The organism is Roseovarius aestuariivivens, assembly GCF_004761875.1.
In the GTDB taxonomy this organism is placed as follows: Bacteria; Pseudomonadota; Alphaproteobacteria; order Rhodobacterales; family Rhodobacteraceae; genus Roseovarius; species Roseovarius aestuariivivens.
Genome location: NZ_SJEY01000002.1, coordinates 120,113 through 136,156, shown reverse-complemented (window position 1 = coordinate 136,156; position 16,044 = coordinate 120,113). Strand labels below are relative to the sequence as shown.

Here is a 16,044-nt window from a genome sequence, read left to right as displayed (position 1 = left end):
GGCCCGGCGCAGACTGATTGGTCCGGCGGGTTTATTTGAGGGTCGGGGTGGCCAGTTTCGACAGATTCGGCCGACCCGTCTTGACCGTGCGGGTCACGATGTAGGTCATGTACCGGTCCACGCCCAACTCGGCATCAAGCATGGTTTGCATCAGCGTCTGAAACGCCGCCAGCGAGCCGGTCACGACCTTCAGCACGTAGTCCATACCGCCGCCCGTGGCGATGCACTCGATGATCTCGTCCTGTGCGCGCACGAAGGTCTCGAACCGGTCGAAATCGGCCTTGCGGTGATGCGTCAGCGAAACGGTGACCACCACCTGGGCCGCGTCACAGATCTTGTCCAGCGCGATCTCGGCGTGAAACCCGCGGATCAGTCCGGCGGCCTTGAGCCGGTCCAGCCGCGCCCAGCAGGGTGTCTGCGAGATGTTGCAGATCTCCGCCAGCCGCGACTTGCTCAGCTGGCCATGCTGCTGCACCGCGCTCAGGATGCGGATATCCGTCGCATCAAGCCCTGTCTTCTTCATGCGTCGCCACTCCTCCCCGCGTGTCGCACGACCCGTCATGCCGGCGAATGCCTCCGCTGGCGCTCACCCAACATAGGACCATTTCCCGGGTTTGCCGGTGGGTTTGCGACGCGTTTCGCGGCAACTGCGCCGTTGCCACCCGCCATCGGGCGGCCTCTTCCGGCCGATCCGGCCAGAAAAAGATGTCCCTCCTGTCGCGTATCGGAAACTTTCGACTTGGATATTATGAAATCGGCATGCAAATGTATGCCCGCTTTGATCAGGACCGAAGGAGCGCGACATGGTGCAACGTATCGACAAGCACGGCCTTCAGGTGGCCGAGGAACTGGCCCGCTTCGTGGACGAAAAGGCCCTGCCGGGCACCGGGGTCGCGCCCGATGCGTTCTGGGCCGGGTTCGCCGGTCTCGTGACCGACCTGACGCCACGGAACGCGGCCCTGCTCAAGCGGCGCGCGGAACTGCAGGCGCAGATCGACGACTGGCATATCCGCCACCGCAATCAGCCGCACGATCACGACGCCTACAAGGCCTTTCTCGAAGAGATCGGGTATCTCGTTCCGGAAGGACCGGAGTTTGAGATCGACACCGAGAATGTCGACCCCGAGATCGCAAAAGTCCCCGGGCCGCAGCTCGTGGTGCCGGTCACCAACGCCCGCTACGCGCTCAACGCCGCCAATGCCCGCTGGGGCAGCCTTTATGATGCCTTCTACGGCACCGATGCGATGGGCACGCTGCCGCCGGCCGGTGGCTATGACCGGGGCCGGGGCGCGCGTGTCGTGGCCCGAGTCCGGGTGTTCCTCGACGAGGCCTTCCCGCTGGTCGGCACGAGCCATGCTGACGTGCGGCGCTACCACGTGCGCGACGGGGCGCTTCTAGTCGACGAACATCCCCTCGCAGAGCCCGAGAAATTCGTGGGTTATCGCGGCAATCCCCGCGCGCCCGATGCCGTGCTGCTGCGCAACAACGGGCTGCATGTCGAACTGGTATTCGACCGCGCGCATTTTATCGGCTGCCGCGATCAGGCCCTTCTGGCCGATGTGCGGGTCGAGGCGGCGATGACCACGATCATGGATTGCGAGGATTCGGTCGCCTGCGTCGATGCCGAGGACAAGGTTCTGGCCTATTCCAACTGGCTCGGTCTCATGCAGGGCACGCTCGAAGCGACGCTGGAAAAGGGCGGAAAGACCATCACCCGTCGTCTCAACGAGGACCGGCATTATACCGCGCCCGACGGCGGCGACCTGACCGTCAAGGGCCGGTCGCTCATGTGGGTGCGCAATGTCGGGCATCTGATGACCAACCCCGCCATTCTGGATTCCGCAGGCAACGAGATCTACGAGGGCCTGATGGACGCCGCGATCACCACCCTGATCGGCATCCACGACCTCAAGCGCGACAGCGGCAACTCGGTGCATGGCTCGATCTATGTGGTCAAACCCAAGCTGCACGGCCCCGAAGAAGTGGCGTTCACCGACGAGATCTTCGATAGGGTCGAGACGTTCCTCGGCCTGCCACAACACACCGTCAAGATCGGAGTGATGGACGAAGAACGGCGCACTTCGGTGAACCTCAAGGAATGCATCCGCGCCGCCCGCCACCGCGTGGCCTTCATCAATACCGGCTTTCTCGACCGCACCGGCGACGAGATCCACACCAGCATGGAGGCGGGTCCCTTCAGCCGGAAGGACTTCATCAAGCGCAAGGCGTGGATCGGCGGATACGAAAATCAGAACGTGGATATCGGGCTGGAATGCGGCCTCTCGGGCCGCGCGCAGATCGGCAAGGGCATGTGGGCCATGCCCGATCTGATGGCCGCGATGCTGGAACAAAAGATCGAGCATCCCAAGGCGGGGGCCAACACCGCCTGGGTGCCGTCGCCCACCGCGGCCATTCTGCACGCGCTGCATTATCACAAGGTCGATGTCTTCGCCGTGCAGGAAAAGCTCAAGGCGGGTGGCCGCCGCGCCTTCGTCGACACGGTGCTGGATATCCCCGTGGCCAGCTACCGAAAATGGTCCCGCGACCAGATCCTGCGCGAGGTCGAGAACAACGCGCAGGGCATCCTCGGCTACGTGGTGCGCTGGATCGACCAGGGCGTCGGCTGCTCCAAGGTGCCTGACATCAACGATGTCGGTCTGATGGAAGACCGCGCCACCTGCCGGATCAGCTCCCAGCATATCGCCAACTGGTTGCACCACGGCGTCGTCGAAAAAGCCGAGGTCATGGAGGCGATGAAGAAGATGGCGCAGGTCGTCGACCGTCAGAATGCCGACGACCCGAATTACCGGCCCATGGCGCCGGGGTTCGACGGCATCGCCTTTCAGGCGGCCTGCGATCTGGTAATCGAGGGCCGAGAACAGCCCTCGGGCTATACCGAACCGGTCCTGCACCGCCGCCGGCTGGATCTCAAAGCGTCCCGCGCCGCATAAGGCCGCCCGAATAAGGAAAACGCCGAAGCGGTGTCACCGCTTCGGCGTTTCCGCGCAAGGCGCGTACCGCAAGACAGCCGTGCCGACGCGAGGGGCTAACAAGTTGCCCCGTGCAGCCTCAGACAAAATCAGCTTGTCCAAAGTCAAATCCGATACGGCACGGCGAATACGCTCATTCTCCTTCTGGAGCAGCTTCACTTCCCTGTGTTGCTCCGTGCCCAGTCCGCCGAAATTCTTCTTCCAGCGGTAATACGTTTGCTCAGTCACACTGATCTGACGGATCGCACCCATTTAGGGCTTGCCTTGCCCCATCAGAACTTCAACCTGTCGAAACTTCACGACAATCTCTTCCGGCTTCGATCTCTTAATAGCCATCTCAGGTCTTCCGCTTTCCAAAATATAGGAGCGGACCACTTCTTTGGGGAGGCTCAATACGTGCAAAGGACCTATCGTGAGGCTTGCAGGCGGTCGACAAAAACCTAGGGATGTTTTTCTACTTTGAGCTCCACCTCGAAGCGGATGAGTACGTTTCCTGCGAAGGTATTAGTGTTAAATCAGCAGGTTTATGGTAACCCTCCGGGCGCTTTTTTTGCATCTCGGTTGAAATCTGAAAGGTCGATTCGTGCACTGAATAGACCTCTGCGCTCCGTGCAGCTAACGGGGAAACGAGCCAAAAGGCAACGTGGACTAGGGCGAGCCCAAGCCCGGCTGAAGCCAAGATTCTTTTGACATTGCCTTATTGATTGCTGCTACACGAGAAGCCGCATCTAAGGACGTTCTTCACCGTTTTGCGCGTAAACCAGCGTGGCATTTCAGCGTTTGGAATGCACTGATGGTTCTAAGAGGTCTGTTTCTGTCCCTTGTTTATGTGAGACGGTTCGAAAGGGTTGCGCTGCGAGACTCTGCAGAAATCGAGAATTTCCGACTGGCCCACTGGGTCGTTCAGAGCCTCCAGATCAAAGATCTTAACAGCAGCAGGATGGCGTTTTTCAAGTTTCCTCGCTGCGTTGTAATAGTCGTCGTAGTAGCGTGAGACAGCTTCCCGCAGGCTCAGCTCGGCTTCGTATTTCGGAAAGCATTTGTCCCACTTGCGGTCTATGCTCCATTCGCTTCCGTCGTGATCCAGCCAGTGGTTTCTGCTGATCGGGCGGGGCTTCGGCGGCATCCCGAGTGCGGCCTTGATTGAATCGCTTTTGGATGGACGCTGTGGGGGAAGCGCTACCTTTTTGATGAAGCTGTTGATGGTGTCTTCTCTGTTTCGTTTCAGGCAGGGAAAAACCGCCTTCGGCTGACGAGACAGGATGAACTCCACGTAAGGCAGGTAATAGGATGCGACATCGCAGACAGCTTCTATGCGGGTCAGCGTGTCGAGCTTACGGAGTGCTTCGTCGCGCTCAGCGCGACGAGATAAGGTGAGATCAAGGCAGATGCCACGCGATCCTCCTGAGAGGATCAGTTCAAAATCGTTCAGGATCGATTGAACCGTTCTTTCGGAGCCCGACCAGGCCATACCGCTCGGGTTGCTTTCATGGAAGCAGACGACCTCTGGCATTCGGTTAAGCAGGTTGGCCAAAGACATCGTGCCGCTTCGGCCCGAGCCCAACCCGAAGATCATACGCTGGTTCATGGCGGATCTAATTCCGTTCTAGTTGGAAGGCATGTACGGCGTTCAGACTACACTAAGGTTCGCAAACCACAGAAGTCCCCGCTTATCAAGTCATTGGGATTGGCGCCCCAAGCACCGAAGGTGAAAAACGGCCCCACTCACAGTTTGGGCCTCTGGAACCAGCCGCGCAAGCGGCGTGAAATGCCCGGCGAGAACTCAACCGTGACTCCACGGAAAAGGCGCTTCCGTATTGGCTGGTTGGCTCTGGCTAAAGGTGGACGCAGCGCCAAATTCGCCAAGGCTGTTGGCGCGATACTGTGTATCAGCTCTTCCGCTTCGGCCAGTTCCTCCTCATACAAGTTGAGATCTGCACTCGAAGGCAGGCGAAAAGCATCAAACTCAAACCGGTGGCGATAAAGATCAACGATTAAAGTACGAAGGTGCGCATCCCGATCTGGCAATGCTTTGAGTGCCAGTGCAAAAGCTCGAAAAATCTCAACATACTTGCGCGCTTGGTCACGGGTCATCACACTCGTAACGCTTTCGGGATTGACCACGTACTCGTAAAGGATGTCGGGTAATAGAAAGACCGCGCGCGCCCGGCGAAAGCAATCCAGATTGAACACCAGATCCTCGCCCACGTTTTGGCGCCAGGGAAACTGTAGATCACGGCAAGGCAGAAGGAGGTCGCGGCGGTAAAGCTTGTTGTTCAAGCTGCCAACGCCAAATTCGGACTGGCAAAAGCGGGCAAAGATATCCGACTCAATGCGCTGTTCACAGTGGAAATGCACCTTGGTCCCGATTACCTCGCGAGATGCGTCCACTCGCGCCAACCCGCAGATGACAATGTCGACATCTTCGCGCTGCGCTGCCTTTAGAAGTGTGGAAAACATGTATGGGCGAGCGAAATCATCTGCATCGAGGAAGCCGACCCAGGGAGCCCGCACGTACTCTAGGCCTTTAAGCCGTGCCTCGTGAGCGCCGCCATTCGCAGTCAGATGAACTGGTATGATACAAGGATGATCCTTTGCCAACGCATCGATAAGGCGGCCTGTTGCATCTGTTGATGCATCGTTGATTAGAATAATTTCGAGCGCGACATCCTTCTGATCGCAAAGTGACCGGATGCTGGGTTCGAGGGTCTTCTCTCCGTTATACACGGGAACTATGACGGAAACCTTAGGTCGCGAAGCTTGCTTGTCAGGATCGATCAAGGTGCAGATGCTCAACGCAAAATATTATTTGTAACCGGATAAACAAAGCCAAACTACCAAATCAAGCGTTTATAGCCTTGCAGCAATTTTGCGCACGATCAAGGTCAAAGGGTGCAGCCAGCCCCCCTTTTTCGCGGCCACACCGGTCTCGGTGCGGTTTGCCTTTAGGTAGGTCGTGTCGATCATCACGCCTTTTTTCTCGCTGTGTTCGGCAGCCAGTCTGGCCATCATGCGCGCGAAGATAACTTTCCCGCTCTAACGCTCCCAACGGCTCTGAAGCGTCTTTTGGCTTCCATATACGTCTTGAGTGTCCCGCCCGCCCAATCCATTGCGATTGATGGAGATAATCCCGCTCAACACCCGTCTGTCATCGACCTGTGGCTTGCCGTGCGCCTTCGGGAAAAAGGGGAGAAGTTGGCCATCTGCGCGTCGGTCAGCCAGTAACGGTAGCTCATGTCACCGCTCCATTTTCTCGCCGTGAATCACGCAGAGAATTGAAGATCAATGCATCCTGAACCTAAGCTTCTCCACGGTCTGTTGGTCTCTTATCAGATGGCATGGAGATCTAGATAACTCGTGGCTCATCTATGCGGACAAAGCTGCTGTCGGAAGTTTCCATTGCAAAGTCGAGAAGTTCTGGTGAAACCTTTAAACAGAGGGCATCATTTGTCCGCTAGGCCCTATCGAGAGTGTTTCATGGTTATTATGAGTTCTATACTACATAAACTGTTAGACGCATCGCGATGGAAACGCATGGTCGTTCGGTTCATCAAATCTGGGTCTAAAAGGCCCAAGTACGTTCCAAACCGGCTGCCAGAAATTTCCTACAACGATAATCCCGTCTTGGACCGTTTCGTTTTCATTTGTGGGTTGCACCGAAGTGGCACGACTCTTCTAGAGCGCATATTAGCCGCAAAATACGATGTGTCGTATCTGCGCGCCAGTGTACCTGAAAGCGAAGGCCAGCACATGCAGTCGGTTTATTCTGCTGCGATGCATTTCGGCGGACCAGGTCGATTTGCCTTCTCAACCGAGATGAGGGCCGAACTTGACGCTCTGTTGAGCGACCCGGAAGGCTGCCGCGCGCGGATTATTGCGGACTGGAGCCGCTTCGTGGTTGGAAATAGCAAGACATTGCTGGAGAAATCACCTCCCAATCTGACAAAGATTAACTGGTTGCGTCAGATATTTCCGGATTGTCGCATCGTCATAGTCACCCGGGATCCCCGCGCCGTTTCAGCAGCGACTCATAAATGGGCTGACCTGTCACTTGCAGAGCTTATGCGCCATTGGGATGCCGCCTACACTCAAGCGATGAGCGATTACAAAGCCGAAGACTGTGTACTGGTTCGATATGAAGATTTGTGCCGCTGTCCCGAAGACGAAATCAGTCGCGTCGCGGACTTCCTTCAACTTACGACACGAAACGATCCTGAGCAGATTGAAGAGCGACACAAGGCACTTGTTAATTCCAACGAAAAATACTTTGTGATGCACGGCGAGGCGAATTACGGACCAGGGATATGGAACCGTTTGGGCTACGACATATGAACGCTGAGTATCCGACCGCGATTAAAAAATGCAAAAGAAATGTGACAGCATGGCAAAAGAATTGACGATGGCCCTAACCCTCATAGTAAGGTTCTCTTTATTGAGCCTCCCCGTTTCAGGCTCTGCTGAGTACTTTCTAACTAAGCGGTTGCCTCGGCTTCTCTGGCTTCTTTTTCGCCTTCGCTCATACCTTGCGAATGAGGGTCAGCTTCTAGCTCGACGAACTGAGCTTCAATGCTATCCTAAATTGCCGATAATTCACTCACATCTGACGAAGGGCTCGCAGAAAAGAGCAGTCGCGTAAAATATTCGTGGCAGACTTGCTAGTTCTGCTTAGCCTTGAGTTCAGTTTTGCCAAGGGCCTTCGTAAATTCCTTTTCCTAGAAAAACTTGGAGATTTTCCGTAACCCTGCGACGGTACTTTGCGATTCCATTCCTTTCGGGGCGGATGTGTTTGGACACGAGGCGTCAAGTTTTTGGCGTATGTTGACCCGATTATGGATCTCATGGGGTCTTCAATCGAAGAAAGCCAATTTTTTTACGCCAATTTTCGTTAGTGACTTAATTTCTGTGGCTTGCTGCCTAGGAGAGGAATCAAAATACTATATCTTGATGCGTCGCCTTGAAGCAGTTCCACAGGCATATTTATAAAATAAAGGTTTAGCTGTTTCAGAGTATTCCAATCTGCACCACCATACCCCATATTTCTAGGCGGACGATCTATGGCACAGCCCAAGCACAATCGGACCAGCTCAGCAATCAAGGCAAAACCTGCAGGTAAATACTCCGACGGCGCTGGAATGTGATTTTACAAGCGCCCGATGGCGGCGATCAGTGGTTCCATCGTTACACAATATTCTGGCGACGGCACGAGATGGGGCTTGGCAGCTAACCGGACGTGTCGATGAAGGCCGCGCGGGACGAAGCTGACAAATGGCGCGCCGTGGTCCGCGAGGGCAAGGACGCCATCAAAGAGCGCGAGCGGCAGCGGCCCGAGGCTGAGCAAAATCTGCACATCCTCTCCGACATTGCTCATGATGCGTTCGAGAGCCGCAAGGCCGAATTAAAAGGCGATGATAAGGCTGGACGATGGTTCCCGCCGTTGGAACTGCATGTGCTTCCAAAGCTGGAAAAGATGTCAGTATCGCAGATCGACCAAAGCGGTATCCGCGACACACTTGCTCCCATCTTGCAAGAAAAGGCTGACACTGCACGCAAGGCCATGAATCGTCTTAGTATCTGCCTGCGACATGCGGCGGCTCTTGGACTCAACGTTGACTTGCGGGCCACTGACAAGGCCAAGGCGCTGCTGGGCAAGCAACTCCACACGGTGAAGAACTTTCCTGCGATGAACTGGCGCAACGTGCCTGCCTTCTATCAATCGCTTGACGGCAGCAGCGTTTGCGAGTTGGTGTTGCGCCTACTCATTCTGACGGCGGTACGCAGCTTTCCCTTGCGGCACCTGCGCCTTAGCCAGATAAACGGCAATATTTGGACTATCCCGGCAGAAGCCATGAAAGGCCGCGTAGGAGCCACAAGCGATTTCCGCGCGCCTCTTTCGCAGGAGGCCTAATCTGTCATTTCTGACGTTGCTCCTTGTGCCCGTGATGGCTTTCTGTTTCCAGGCACCCGTAAGGGCGTCATTTCCGACATGACCCTGAGCAATTTCATGGAACGGCGCGGCCTGATCGAGGGCCAGCACGGTTTTCGCTCCAGCTTCCGCGATTGGGTGGCAGAGACCGCAAACACGCCGCACGACTTAGCCGAGACCTCGCTGGGCCACACCGTTGGCGGTAGGGTCGAGCGCAGCTATCGGCGTGCAGATTTCTTAGAATAGCGCCGACCGCTTTTGGAGAGATGGGCTAAAACGGTCACTGAAACCTCTTAAGTAGTTGAAGTGGCGCAATGTCAGTGAGTTTCAGGTGCACAGAAGTCAGTCCCTTGGAAGCCAACCGCCGCTTTTTGCGTAAGCAGAAGAATGGCATCGGATACAGGGGCTGACTACCTATCCGCGTTGCTCAAATTCCGTTGACGCGTTTGCAACTTTAGAGCACGAGGATTAGTTGAAGTTGGCGATCCTGATTTCTTTAGACGATGAGGCGTCGTAACGAGGTGAAGTATGTGCTCTTCAGGCCATTCCTTGTTGTCATAACCTCCCCGCGCGGTACCGGAGACAAGCTTTCCCATGCAAGACCCCTCGGCCCAGTCCATCACCAGAAAAGATTGGACATGTACACCGCTCGCTTTTAAACCATGAATAATGTCAACTGCCGGATATCAGTGCGTTCTGTGCGTAGTATTTCTTCGGCTTCGCTTGGCAAGAGGTTCGTTCGTCGCTTTACGACATTGCCAGAGTCAAGAGCGGCAATATCCCCATTTTCGAAAATGACTGCCTCTTATCTCATTCATCGAATAATCGGGAATGTTCAAAATGAGCTTCTGATATTCAAGATATTAGTAAGATCAGTAAGCTAGGACGTAGAAATGATATACTTGAAAGAAATGGACGTAATTTTCATAAAGCCACGAAAAGTTGCAGGAACATCATTTGAGATTGCCTTATCTGAGTTTGCGACGGAAAGAGATATCATCACTCCAATTTCACCAGAGGACGAGGCGACGCGTCGAGCATTAGGGTTCAGAGGTGCACAGAATTACTTAAAGGCTCCCATTGAATACTCTGCTGGAGATTTATATAGGTTTCTACGGAGGCGAGTGGCTCCCCAAAAATACTTTAACCATATCTCTGCTAAGCAGTTGAGAAATAAAATTGGCGCAAAAGTATTTGACAACGCAAAGAAAATATCAATTGTTAGGAACCCCTTTGATAGACTGGTCTCACTTTTTCACTGGAGACTTAAATTGCAAAGGCCAGATGAGGGAATTGACTTCTCGGAATTTCTGCGGCAAAATCCTGAACTTTTGCGTCTAAACTATGAACATTATTTCATTGATCAGAGATTTATCTTAAATCATACTATCAAATACGAGACGCTTCTGGAGGATTGCAAGACGGTTGAGAGTGAAGTCCCAACCTTAAAAGGGCTATCCAATTCTATGAAAAATATCAATGCTAAGGGAGGGTTTCGACCAAAGGGACGTGACCTGAAAGATTATTTTTACGAGGAGGATGAATTAGTGTCCGCAGTTAAGTTTTTTAATCGTGAGATAATCGATATGTTTGGGTATGAATCTCCGTTAAAATAAGTCAGGTCACCTCAGTAGCCGCACCAGGCTACGAGAAAAGCTTTTCCACTGTTTGTCCGGGATCAGCGCCCATGGGGCAAGTTGGAGTGATTGTATATGGGAGGATTTCTGGCTCATCTGAACCGTCAAGGAGTGAAGATGTGACACAAATCCGGAACATCGAAAGGGTCGGCCGACAGGGTCGTCAAGGACATCCGTCGCAAGACACGTCGCCAGTTCACCGCAAAGGACAAGATCGGCATCTTGTTGGAAGGTCTGCGCGGCGAAATCAGTATCGCGGAGCTCTGTCGTCGTGAGTGGATTGTCACGAGCCTTTACGACAGTTGGTCGAAGGAGTTCCTTGAAGCCGGCAAGAAGCAGCTCGCTGGCGATACGACAAGTCAGGCCACAGCGCCGGAGGTGAAGGAGTTGCGCTCGGAGTCTGCGGCGCTCAAGGAGGCGGTCGCCGACCTGATGCTTGAGAAACGATTGCTCAAAAAAAGCATACTCGGGGATGGGGACGACGACGCATGAGATACCCAGCCTCTGAAAAGCTAGAGATCATTCGTATCGTTGAGCAGTCTCACCTGCCGGTTAAGCGCACACTGGAGATGCTCGGCATTCCGCAGACCACCTTTTATCGTTGGTACGACCGCTATATCGCTCTGAGCGAAGCCGGTCTCGAGGATCGGTCCTCGCGGCCTGGCCGAGTCTGGAACCGTATCCCGGACACCGTACGCCGCCAGATCGTGGACCTGGCCCTGGATGAACCGGAGCTGTCGCCACGTGAGCTCGCGGTCCGATTCACGGATACGAAGCGCTACTTCGTCTCCGAGGCCAGCGTTTACAGGCTCCTGAAGGCACATGACCTCGTCACGAGCCCGGCCTTCGCGGTGATCACGGCAGCGGATGAGTTCCACGAAAAGACGACCCGGCCGAACCAGCTCTGGCAGACCGAATTCACCTACCTGTAGGTCATCGGCTAGGGCTGGTTCTATCTCTCGACGATCCTCGACGACTTCAGCCATTACATCGTTGCCTGGCAGCTCTGCACGACGATGCGCGCCGGGGATGTCACATCGACTTTGAAGGATGCCTCGGCTGCCTCAGGATGCGACAGCGTGACGGTCGCACATCGACCGCGGCTGCTCAGCGATAACGGATCGTCCTACATCTCTGGCGATCTGGCCGCCTGGCTCGAAAAGCAGGGCATGGATCACGTCCGCGGCGCCCCGAACCATCCCTAGACCCAGGGCAAGATCGAGCGTTGGCACCAGACCCTGAAGAACCGCATCCTCCTCGAGAACTACTACCTGCCCGGCGCAATCGAGGAGGCCATCGGCGACTTTGTCGAACACTATAAGCGTTCAGGTCCTTATCAATGCAGGCATCGATTACATACCCGCAGGCTCGCTCTGTAGCTCGGTGGAAGGTTACCCGGCGATCTTTGCCTTTCAGGCGGATGTAGATCGAAACAGCTTCGGTCAGATTAAGCGAGGCTGCGTCAGACGTCCCAACGCCGTGCGCCTCGGGCTTCCCACTCATGCGGAGCAGGTGCTTTCCAGGAAGATCAACATTGCGGAAGCGAAGGTGATACCAGTGCTCGTTGAGCTGCTGTGTCGCCCACTGTGTCCTCGAGGTGGCCACGACTGCCGACCTCGTGCGTAGCTAATTCATGATCCGGCTTGCTTTGTGTGATGGGACAGGCCGCTTGGAACCCGTCGCGACAAATAGAAAAATCCCTGCTTCACAAATGTGAATTGTGCAGTTTTAGTCTCCAGGATGGTCTACGCCTCCAACTTTCAACAGTGAAGACTGCAGGGAAACAGAGGCTTATATTAACGGATTGGTGCCCAGGAGAGGACTCGAACCTCCACGTCCGTACGGACACTAGCACCTGAAGCTAGCGCGTCTACCAATTCCGCCACCTGGGCAGGTGTCGTGCCGGGGCGTTTAGACTGACGGGCAGGGCCTGTCAACGACCTTTCGCACAACTTGCCGCGCCGGCCCAAATCGCCTTGTCCAAATGGCCCGGCAGGGTTACGTATGCAGTGGTTCTTTCATGGCCTCGGAGGCGCATAACCATGCCAAAGCTTGTCACGATCTACGGCGGATCCGGGTTTGTCGGGCGCTATATCGCCCGGCGCATGGCACAGCAGGGCTGGCGCGTGCGCGTCGCGGTCCGCCGCCCCCACGAGGCGGGTTTCGTGCGCCCCTATGGCGACGTGGGCCAGGTCGAGCCGGTCTTCTGCAACATCCGCGACGACGCCAGCGTGCGCGCGGTCCTCAAGGGCGCGGATGCGGTCGTCAATTGCGTCGGCACCTTCGATATTCGCGGCAAGAACAACTTCGATGCGATCCAGGACAAGGGCGCCGAGCGCATCGCGCGCCTTGCCGCCGAGGAAGGCGTCGCGCAGATGGTGCAGATCTCGGCTATCGGGGCGGACAAGGAGTCGGCCAGTGTTTACGCCCAGACCAAGGCCAAGGGTGAAGAGGCGGTGCTCTCGCACATGCCCGACGCCGTGATCCTGCGCCCCTCGGTGATCTTCGGCGCCGAAGATGCGTTCTTTAACCGTTTTGCCGCGATGACGCGCCTCGGGCCGATCCTGCCCGTCGTGGGCGCGGATACGAAGTTTCAGCCGGTTTACGTCGACAACGTCGCCGAGGCCGCCCAGAAGGCGCTGCTGGGGCAGGTCGACCCGGGCATCTATGAGCTTGGCGGGCCGGACGTGGACACGTTCCGCGAACTGATGCAGCAGATGCTCGACGTGATCCACCGCCGGCGGCTCATCCTCAATATCCCGTTCTGGGCCGCGAAGGTGATGGCCACCGTGATGGAGGGTGTGCAGATCGTCACGCTCGGGCTTTTCACACCGCAGATCACGCGCGATCAGGTCCGCAGCCTGCGCCGCGATAACGTCGTGTCGGACGACGCCAAGGGACTTGCTGATCTCGGCATCACACCCGTCGCGATGGAGGCGGTCCTGCCGGATTACCTCTGGCGGTTCCGGTCGGGCGGTCAGTACGACACCATCAAGAGGTCGGCCCGCAACCTGCGCACCTGAGTTGCCTCAGGTATAGGCCACCACAAGCAGCACGACGCCAAGACCCACGCGGTAGATGACGTAAGGCGTGAAGCTCACGCTGCGCAGCAGCCGCATCATCAGCGTCAGCGCCAGCAGCGCCGAGACAAAAGCGAAAGCGGCCGCGATCGCGCTGTCGAGGATCAGCCCGACATTCCTTGTATAGATCGCCTCGCCGGCCAGCAGCGTGCCGCTTTCGATGATCACCGGGATCGACATCAGCATGGCCAGACGCGCCGCGTCGGCGCGGCCATATCCCATAAACCGCGCCCCGGTTATAGTGATGCCCGCGCGCGAGGTGCCGGGAATAAGCGCGATCGCCTGCCAGACCCCCATCACCATCGCATCGCGCATTGACCAGTCCTCGGCCCTCCGCTCGGTGGCGCCCGCCTGATCGGCCCAGTAAAGCACGATCCCGAAGATCAGCATCGTCCAGCCGATCACCGCGATGGACCGCAATTCCTCATCAAGCCCGGTCATCTTCAACAGCACGCCGAACGCCACGACCGGGATCGAAGAGATCATCAGGAGAAACGCCAGCTTCGCGCCTTCGGTGTCGACCCGGCCCATCAGCGCGCGCGGCAATCCGGTCAGGGCCAGCTTCACGTCGGACCAGAAATAAAGGATCACCGCCAGAAGCGTGCCGACATGCACTGCCACGTCGATGGCCTGGCCCTGATCCTCCAGCCCGGTGAAGCGCGGGATCAGGATCAGGTGCCCCGAGGACGAGACCGGCAGGAACTCCGTCACCCCCTGGATGATCGCCACGAGAATCAAATGGAATAACGGCATGCCCGATCCCTGCTCGAAGGGTTTGAAACAGCTATAAACCAATGACACTGCGACGAAAGACGTGATTTATGTCCGAATCGGACTTAAATTTTACCCAATTATTGCTGGGCCCTGATCTGTCCGGGCAAATTAATTGGCAATAGGTCAGTATTTATGACTTTATTTTATCCCCGCCTTGCACTATCCCTTCCCAACACCCTCGCAAATCCGGAGATCGCACCGTGGCCAAGACACCCATGCTCAAATTTGTGACCGTCGAACGGGACATGCCCGAGAAACGGGCGGCAGAGGCGCGGCGCGAGGACTTTCACGAGATCTACGCGGAATACGCCGACGAAAAGGCCAAGGAACAATCCGCCCGCTGCAGCCAGTGCGGCGTGCCCTATTGTCAGAACCACTGCCCACTGCACAACAACATCCCCGATTGGCTTCTCCTGACCGCCGAAGGCCGGCTGAAAGAGGCCTATGAGGTCAGCCAGGCGACGAACACCTTCCCCGAGATCTGTGGCCGGATCTGCCCGCAGGATCGCTTGTGCGAGGGCAATTGCGTGATCGAACAATCCGGGCACGGCACCGTGACCATCGGCTCGGTCGAGAAATACATCACCGACACCGCTTGGGAAAAGGGGTGGGTGACGCCCGTCAAACCGTCCGAAGAGCGGGCTGAATCCGTCGGCATTATCGGCGCGGGTCCCGGTGGCCTCGCCGCCGCCGACATGCTGCGTCAGGCCGGCGTGCAGGTCACGGTCTATGACCGCTACGACCGCGCGGGCGGCCTGCTCACCTATGGCATCCCCGGCTTCAAGCTTGAAAAGCCGGTCGTGATGCGCCGGATCGAACAGCTCGAGCAAGGCGGCGTCACGTTCCAACTCAACTGCAACGTGGGCGAGGACATCACCTTCGCCGAGATCCGCGAAAAGCATGACGCGGTCCTGATCGCCACCGGCGTTTATAAAAGCCGCGAACTGCCTGGTCCCGGTGCGGGCGCCAAGGGCATAGTGCGCGCCATCGACTTCCTGACCGCGAGCAACCGCAAAAGCTTCGGCGACGAGGTGCCGGAATTCGAATCCGGCGAACTTAATGCCGAGGGCAAGCGCGTCGTCGTGATCGGCGGCGGCGACACGGCGATGGACTGCGTGCGCACCGCCATCCGTCAGGGTGCCACCAGCGTTAAATGCCTCTACCGTCGCGACCGCGAAAACATGCCGGGCTCTCAGCGCGAGGTCGCCAATGCCGAAGAGGAAGGTGTCGAGTTTGTCTGGCTCAGCGCGCCCAAGGCATTCCACGGTGATCCTGTCACCTCGGTCAAGGTCCAGAAGATGCGCCTCGGCGCGCCGGACGCGACGGGCCGTCAAAGCCCTGAAGAGATCGAGGGCGACAATTTCGACGAACCCGCTGATCTGGTCATCAAGGCACTTGGCTTCGAGGCCGAGGATCTTCCGGCGCTCTGGGGCGTAGAGGCGCTGGAGGTGACGCGCTGGGGCACCATCAAAGCCGAGTTCACCACCGGCCAGACCAGCCTCGAAGGCGTCTTCGCCGTGGGCGACATCGTGCGCGGCGCCTCGCTGGTGGTCTGGGCGATCCGCGACGGGCGCGACTCGGCCAATGCCATTCTTGACCATCTCTACGGCGGCGCACACGCCGTCGCGGCGGAATAATCG

General features: G+C 56.9%; 11 protein-coding genes, 1 tRNA gene and 3 pseudogenes. 8 read left to right on the top strand and 7 right to left on the bottom strand.

Annotation, left to right across the window (positions count from 1 at the left end; translation table 11 throughout):
• Positions 1-31: 31 nt before the first annotated feature.
• A complete protein-coding gene (locus EZV60_RS04085; RefSeq protein ID WP_135502431.1) occupies positions 32-523 on the bottom strand; it encodes an Lrp/AsnC family transcriptional regulator in 492 nt (163 codons plus the stop codon).
• A 280-nt stretch (positions 524-803) separates the two neighbouring features.
• Here EZV60_RS04085 and EZV60_RS04080 point away from each other — a divergent pair, with 280 nt between their 5' ends.
• Positions 804-2,951 carry a malate synthase G gene (locus tag EZV60_RS04080; protein WP_135502430.1) on the top strand — a complete coding sequence of 716 codons (2,148 nt, stop codon included), beginning with the start codon at positions 804-806 and terminating at the stop codon, positions 2,949-2,951.
• 90 nt (positions 2,952-3,041) lie between these two features.
• Here the strand turns inward: EZV60_RS04080 and EZV60_RS04075 are convergent.
• The 4 genes and pseudogenes from EZV60_RS04075 to EZV60_RS04060 form a co-directional block, all read right to left on the bottom strand.
• Positions 3,042-3,326 (bottom strand): annotated as a pseudogene (locus EZV60_RS04075) (transposase); the annotation flags it as partial.
• A gap of 463 nt (positions 3,327-3,789) precedes the next feature.
• A complete protein-coding gene (locus tag EZV60_RS04070; protein ID WP_135502428.1) occupies positions 3,790-4,578 on the bottom strand; it encodes a hypothetical protein in 789 nt (262 codons plus the stop codon).
• A 137-nt stretch (positions 4,579-4,715) separates the two neighbouring features.
• On the bottom strand, positions 4,716-5,771 hold the full coding sequence (locus tag EZV60_RS04065) for a glycosyltransferase family 2 protein (RefSeq protein ID WP_167853461.1): 1,056 nt from the start codon (positions 5,769-5,771) through the stop codon (positions 4,716-4,718).
• A gap of 120 nt (positions 5,772-5,891) precedes the next feature.
• A pseudogene (locus tag EZV60_RS04060) lies at positions 5,892-6,226 on the bottom strand (transposase); the annotation flags it as partial.
• 388 nt (positions 6,227-6,614) lie between these two features.
• Here EZV60_RS04060 and EZV60_RS04055 point away from each other — a divergent pair.
• The 5 genes and pseudogenes from EZV60_RS04055 to EZV60_RS04040 all read left to right on the top strand — a co-directional run.
• Positions 6,615-7,322 carry a sulfotransferase family protein gene (locus tag EZV60_RS04055; RefSeq protein WP_167853460.1) on the top strand — a complete coding sequence of 236 codons (708 nt, stop codon included), beginning with the start codon at positions 6,615-6,617 and terminating at the stop codon, positions 7,320-7,322.
• A gap of 904 nt (positions 7,323-8,226) precedes the next feature.
• On the top strand, positions 8,227-8,895 hold the full coding sequence (locus EZV60_RS19505) for a tyrosine-type recombinase/integrase (RefSeq protein WP_342588768.1): 669 nt from the start codon (positions 8,227-8,229) through the stop codon (positions 8,893-8,895).
• 78 nt (positions 8,896-8,973) lie between these two features.
• Positions 8,974-9,159 carry a hypothetical protein gene (locus tag EZV60_RS19500; RefSeq protein WP_342588767.1) on the top strand — a complete coding sequence of 62 codons (186 nt, stop codon included), beginning with the start codon at positions 8,974-8,976 and terminating at the stop codon, positions 9,157-9,159.
• A gap of 647 nt (positions 9,160-9,806) precedes the next feature.
• Entirely contained in the window at positions 9,807-10,529 is a 723-nt protein-coding gene (locus tag EZV60_RS04045; protein ID WP_135502422.1) for a sulfotransferase family 2 domain-containing protein, read from the top strand.
• 192 nt (positions 10,530-10,721) lie between these two features.
• A pseudogene (locus EZV60_RS04040) lies at positions 10,722-11,878 on the top strand (IS3 family transposase); the annotation flags it as partial.
• A 477-nt stretch (positions 11,879-12,355) separates the two neighbouring features.
• On the opposite strand, the gene EZV60_RS04030 reads toward EZV60_RS04040, so the two are convergent.
• Positions 12,356-12,442, bottom strand: a tRNA-Leu gene (locus tag EZV60_RS04030).
• A gap of 150 nt (positions 12,443-12,592) precedes the next feature.
• On the opposite strand from EZV60_RS04030, the gene EZV60_RS04025 reads away from it, so the two are divergent.
• Positions 12,593-13,573 carry a complex I NDUFA9 subunit family protein gene (locus EZV60_RS04025; RefSeq protein ID WP_135502419.1) on the top strand — a complete coding sequence of 327 codons (981 nt, stop codon included), beginning with the start codon at positions 12,593-12,595 and terminating at the stop codon, positions 13,571-13,573.
• 6 nt (positions 13,574-13,579) lie between these two features.
• Here the strand turns inward: EZV60_RS04025 and EZV60_RS04020 are convergent, their stop codons facing one another.
• Positions 13,580-14,383, bottom strand: coding sequence for an undecaprenyl-diphosphate phosphatase (locus EZV60_RS04020; protein WP_135502417.1), 804 nt, complete (start codon positions 14,381-14,383; stop codon positions 13,580-13,582).
• A gap of 221 nt (positions 14,384-14,604) precedes the next feature.
• On the opposite strand from EZV60_RS04020, the gene EZV60_RS04015 reads away from it, so the two are divergent.
• A complete protein-coding gene (locus EZV60_RS04015; protein WP_245306200.1) occupies positions 14,605-16,041 on the top strand; it encodes an NAD(P)-dependent oxidoreductase in 1,437 nt (478 codons plus the stop codon).
• Positions 16,042-16,044: the final 3 nt, after the last annotated feature.

What these genes read in the sequence shown, in the direction of transcription:
- EZV60_RS04085 (WP_135502431.1), bottom strand. Translation starts at nt 523, where the DNA reads ATGAAGAAGACAGGGCTTGATGCGACGGATATCCGCATCCTGAGCGCG.
- EZV60_RS04080 (WP_135502430.1), top strand. Translation starts at nt 804, where the DNA reads ATGGTGCAACGTATCGACAAGCACGGCCTTCAGGTGGCCGAGGAACTG.
- EZV60_RS04070 (WP_135502428.1), bottom strand. Translation starts at nt 4,578, where the DNA reads ATGAACCAGCGTATGATCTTCGGGTTGGGCTCGGGCCGAAGCGGCACG.
- EZV60_RS19505 (WP_342588768.1), top strand. Translation starts at nt 8,227, where the DNA reads ATGAAGGCCGCGCGGGACGAAGCTGACAAATGGCGCGCCGTGGTCCGC.
- EZV60_RS19500 (WP_342588767.1), top strand. Translation starts at nt 8,974, where the DNA reads ATGACCCTGAGCAATTTCATGGAACGGCGCGGCCTGATCGAGGGCCAG.
- EZV60_RS04045 (WP_135502422.1), top strand. Translation starts at nt 9,807, where the DNA reads ATGATATACTTGAAAGAAATGGACGTAATTTTCATAAAGCCACGAAAA.
- EZV60_RS04025 (WP_135502419.1), top strand. Translation starts at nt 12,593, where the DNA reads ATGCCAAAGCTTGTCACGATCTACGGCGGATCCGGGTTTGTCGGGCGC.
- EZV60_RS04020 (WP_135502417.1), bottom strand. Translation starts at nt 14,383, where the DNA reads ATGCCGTTATTCCATTTGATTCTCGTGGCGATCATCCAGGGGGTGACG.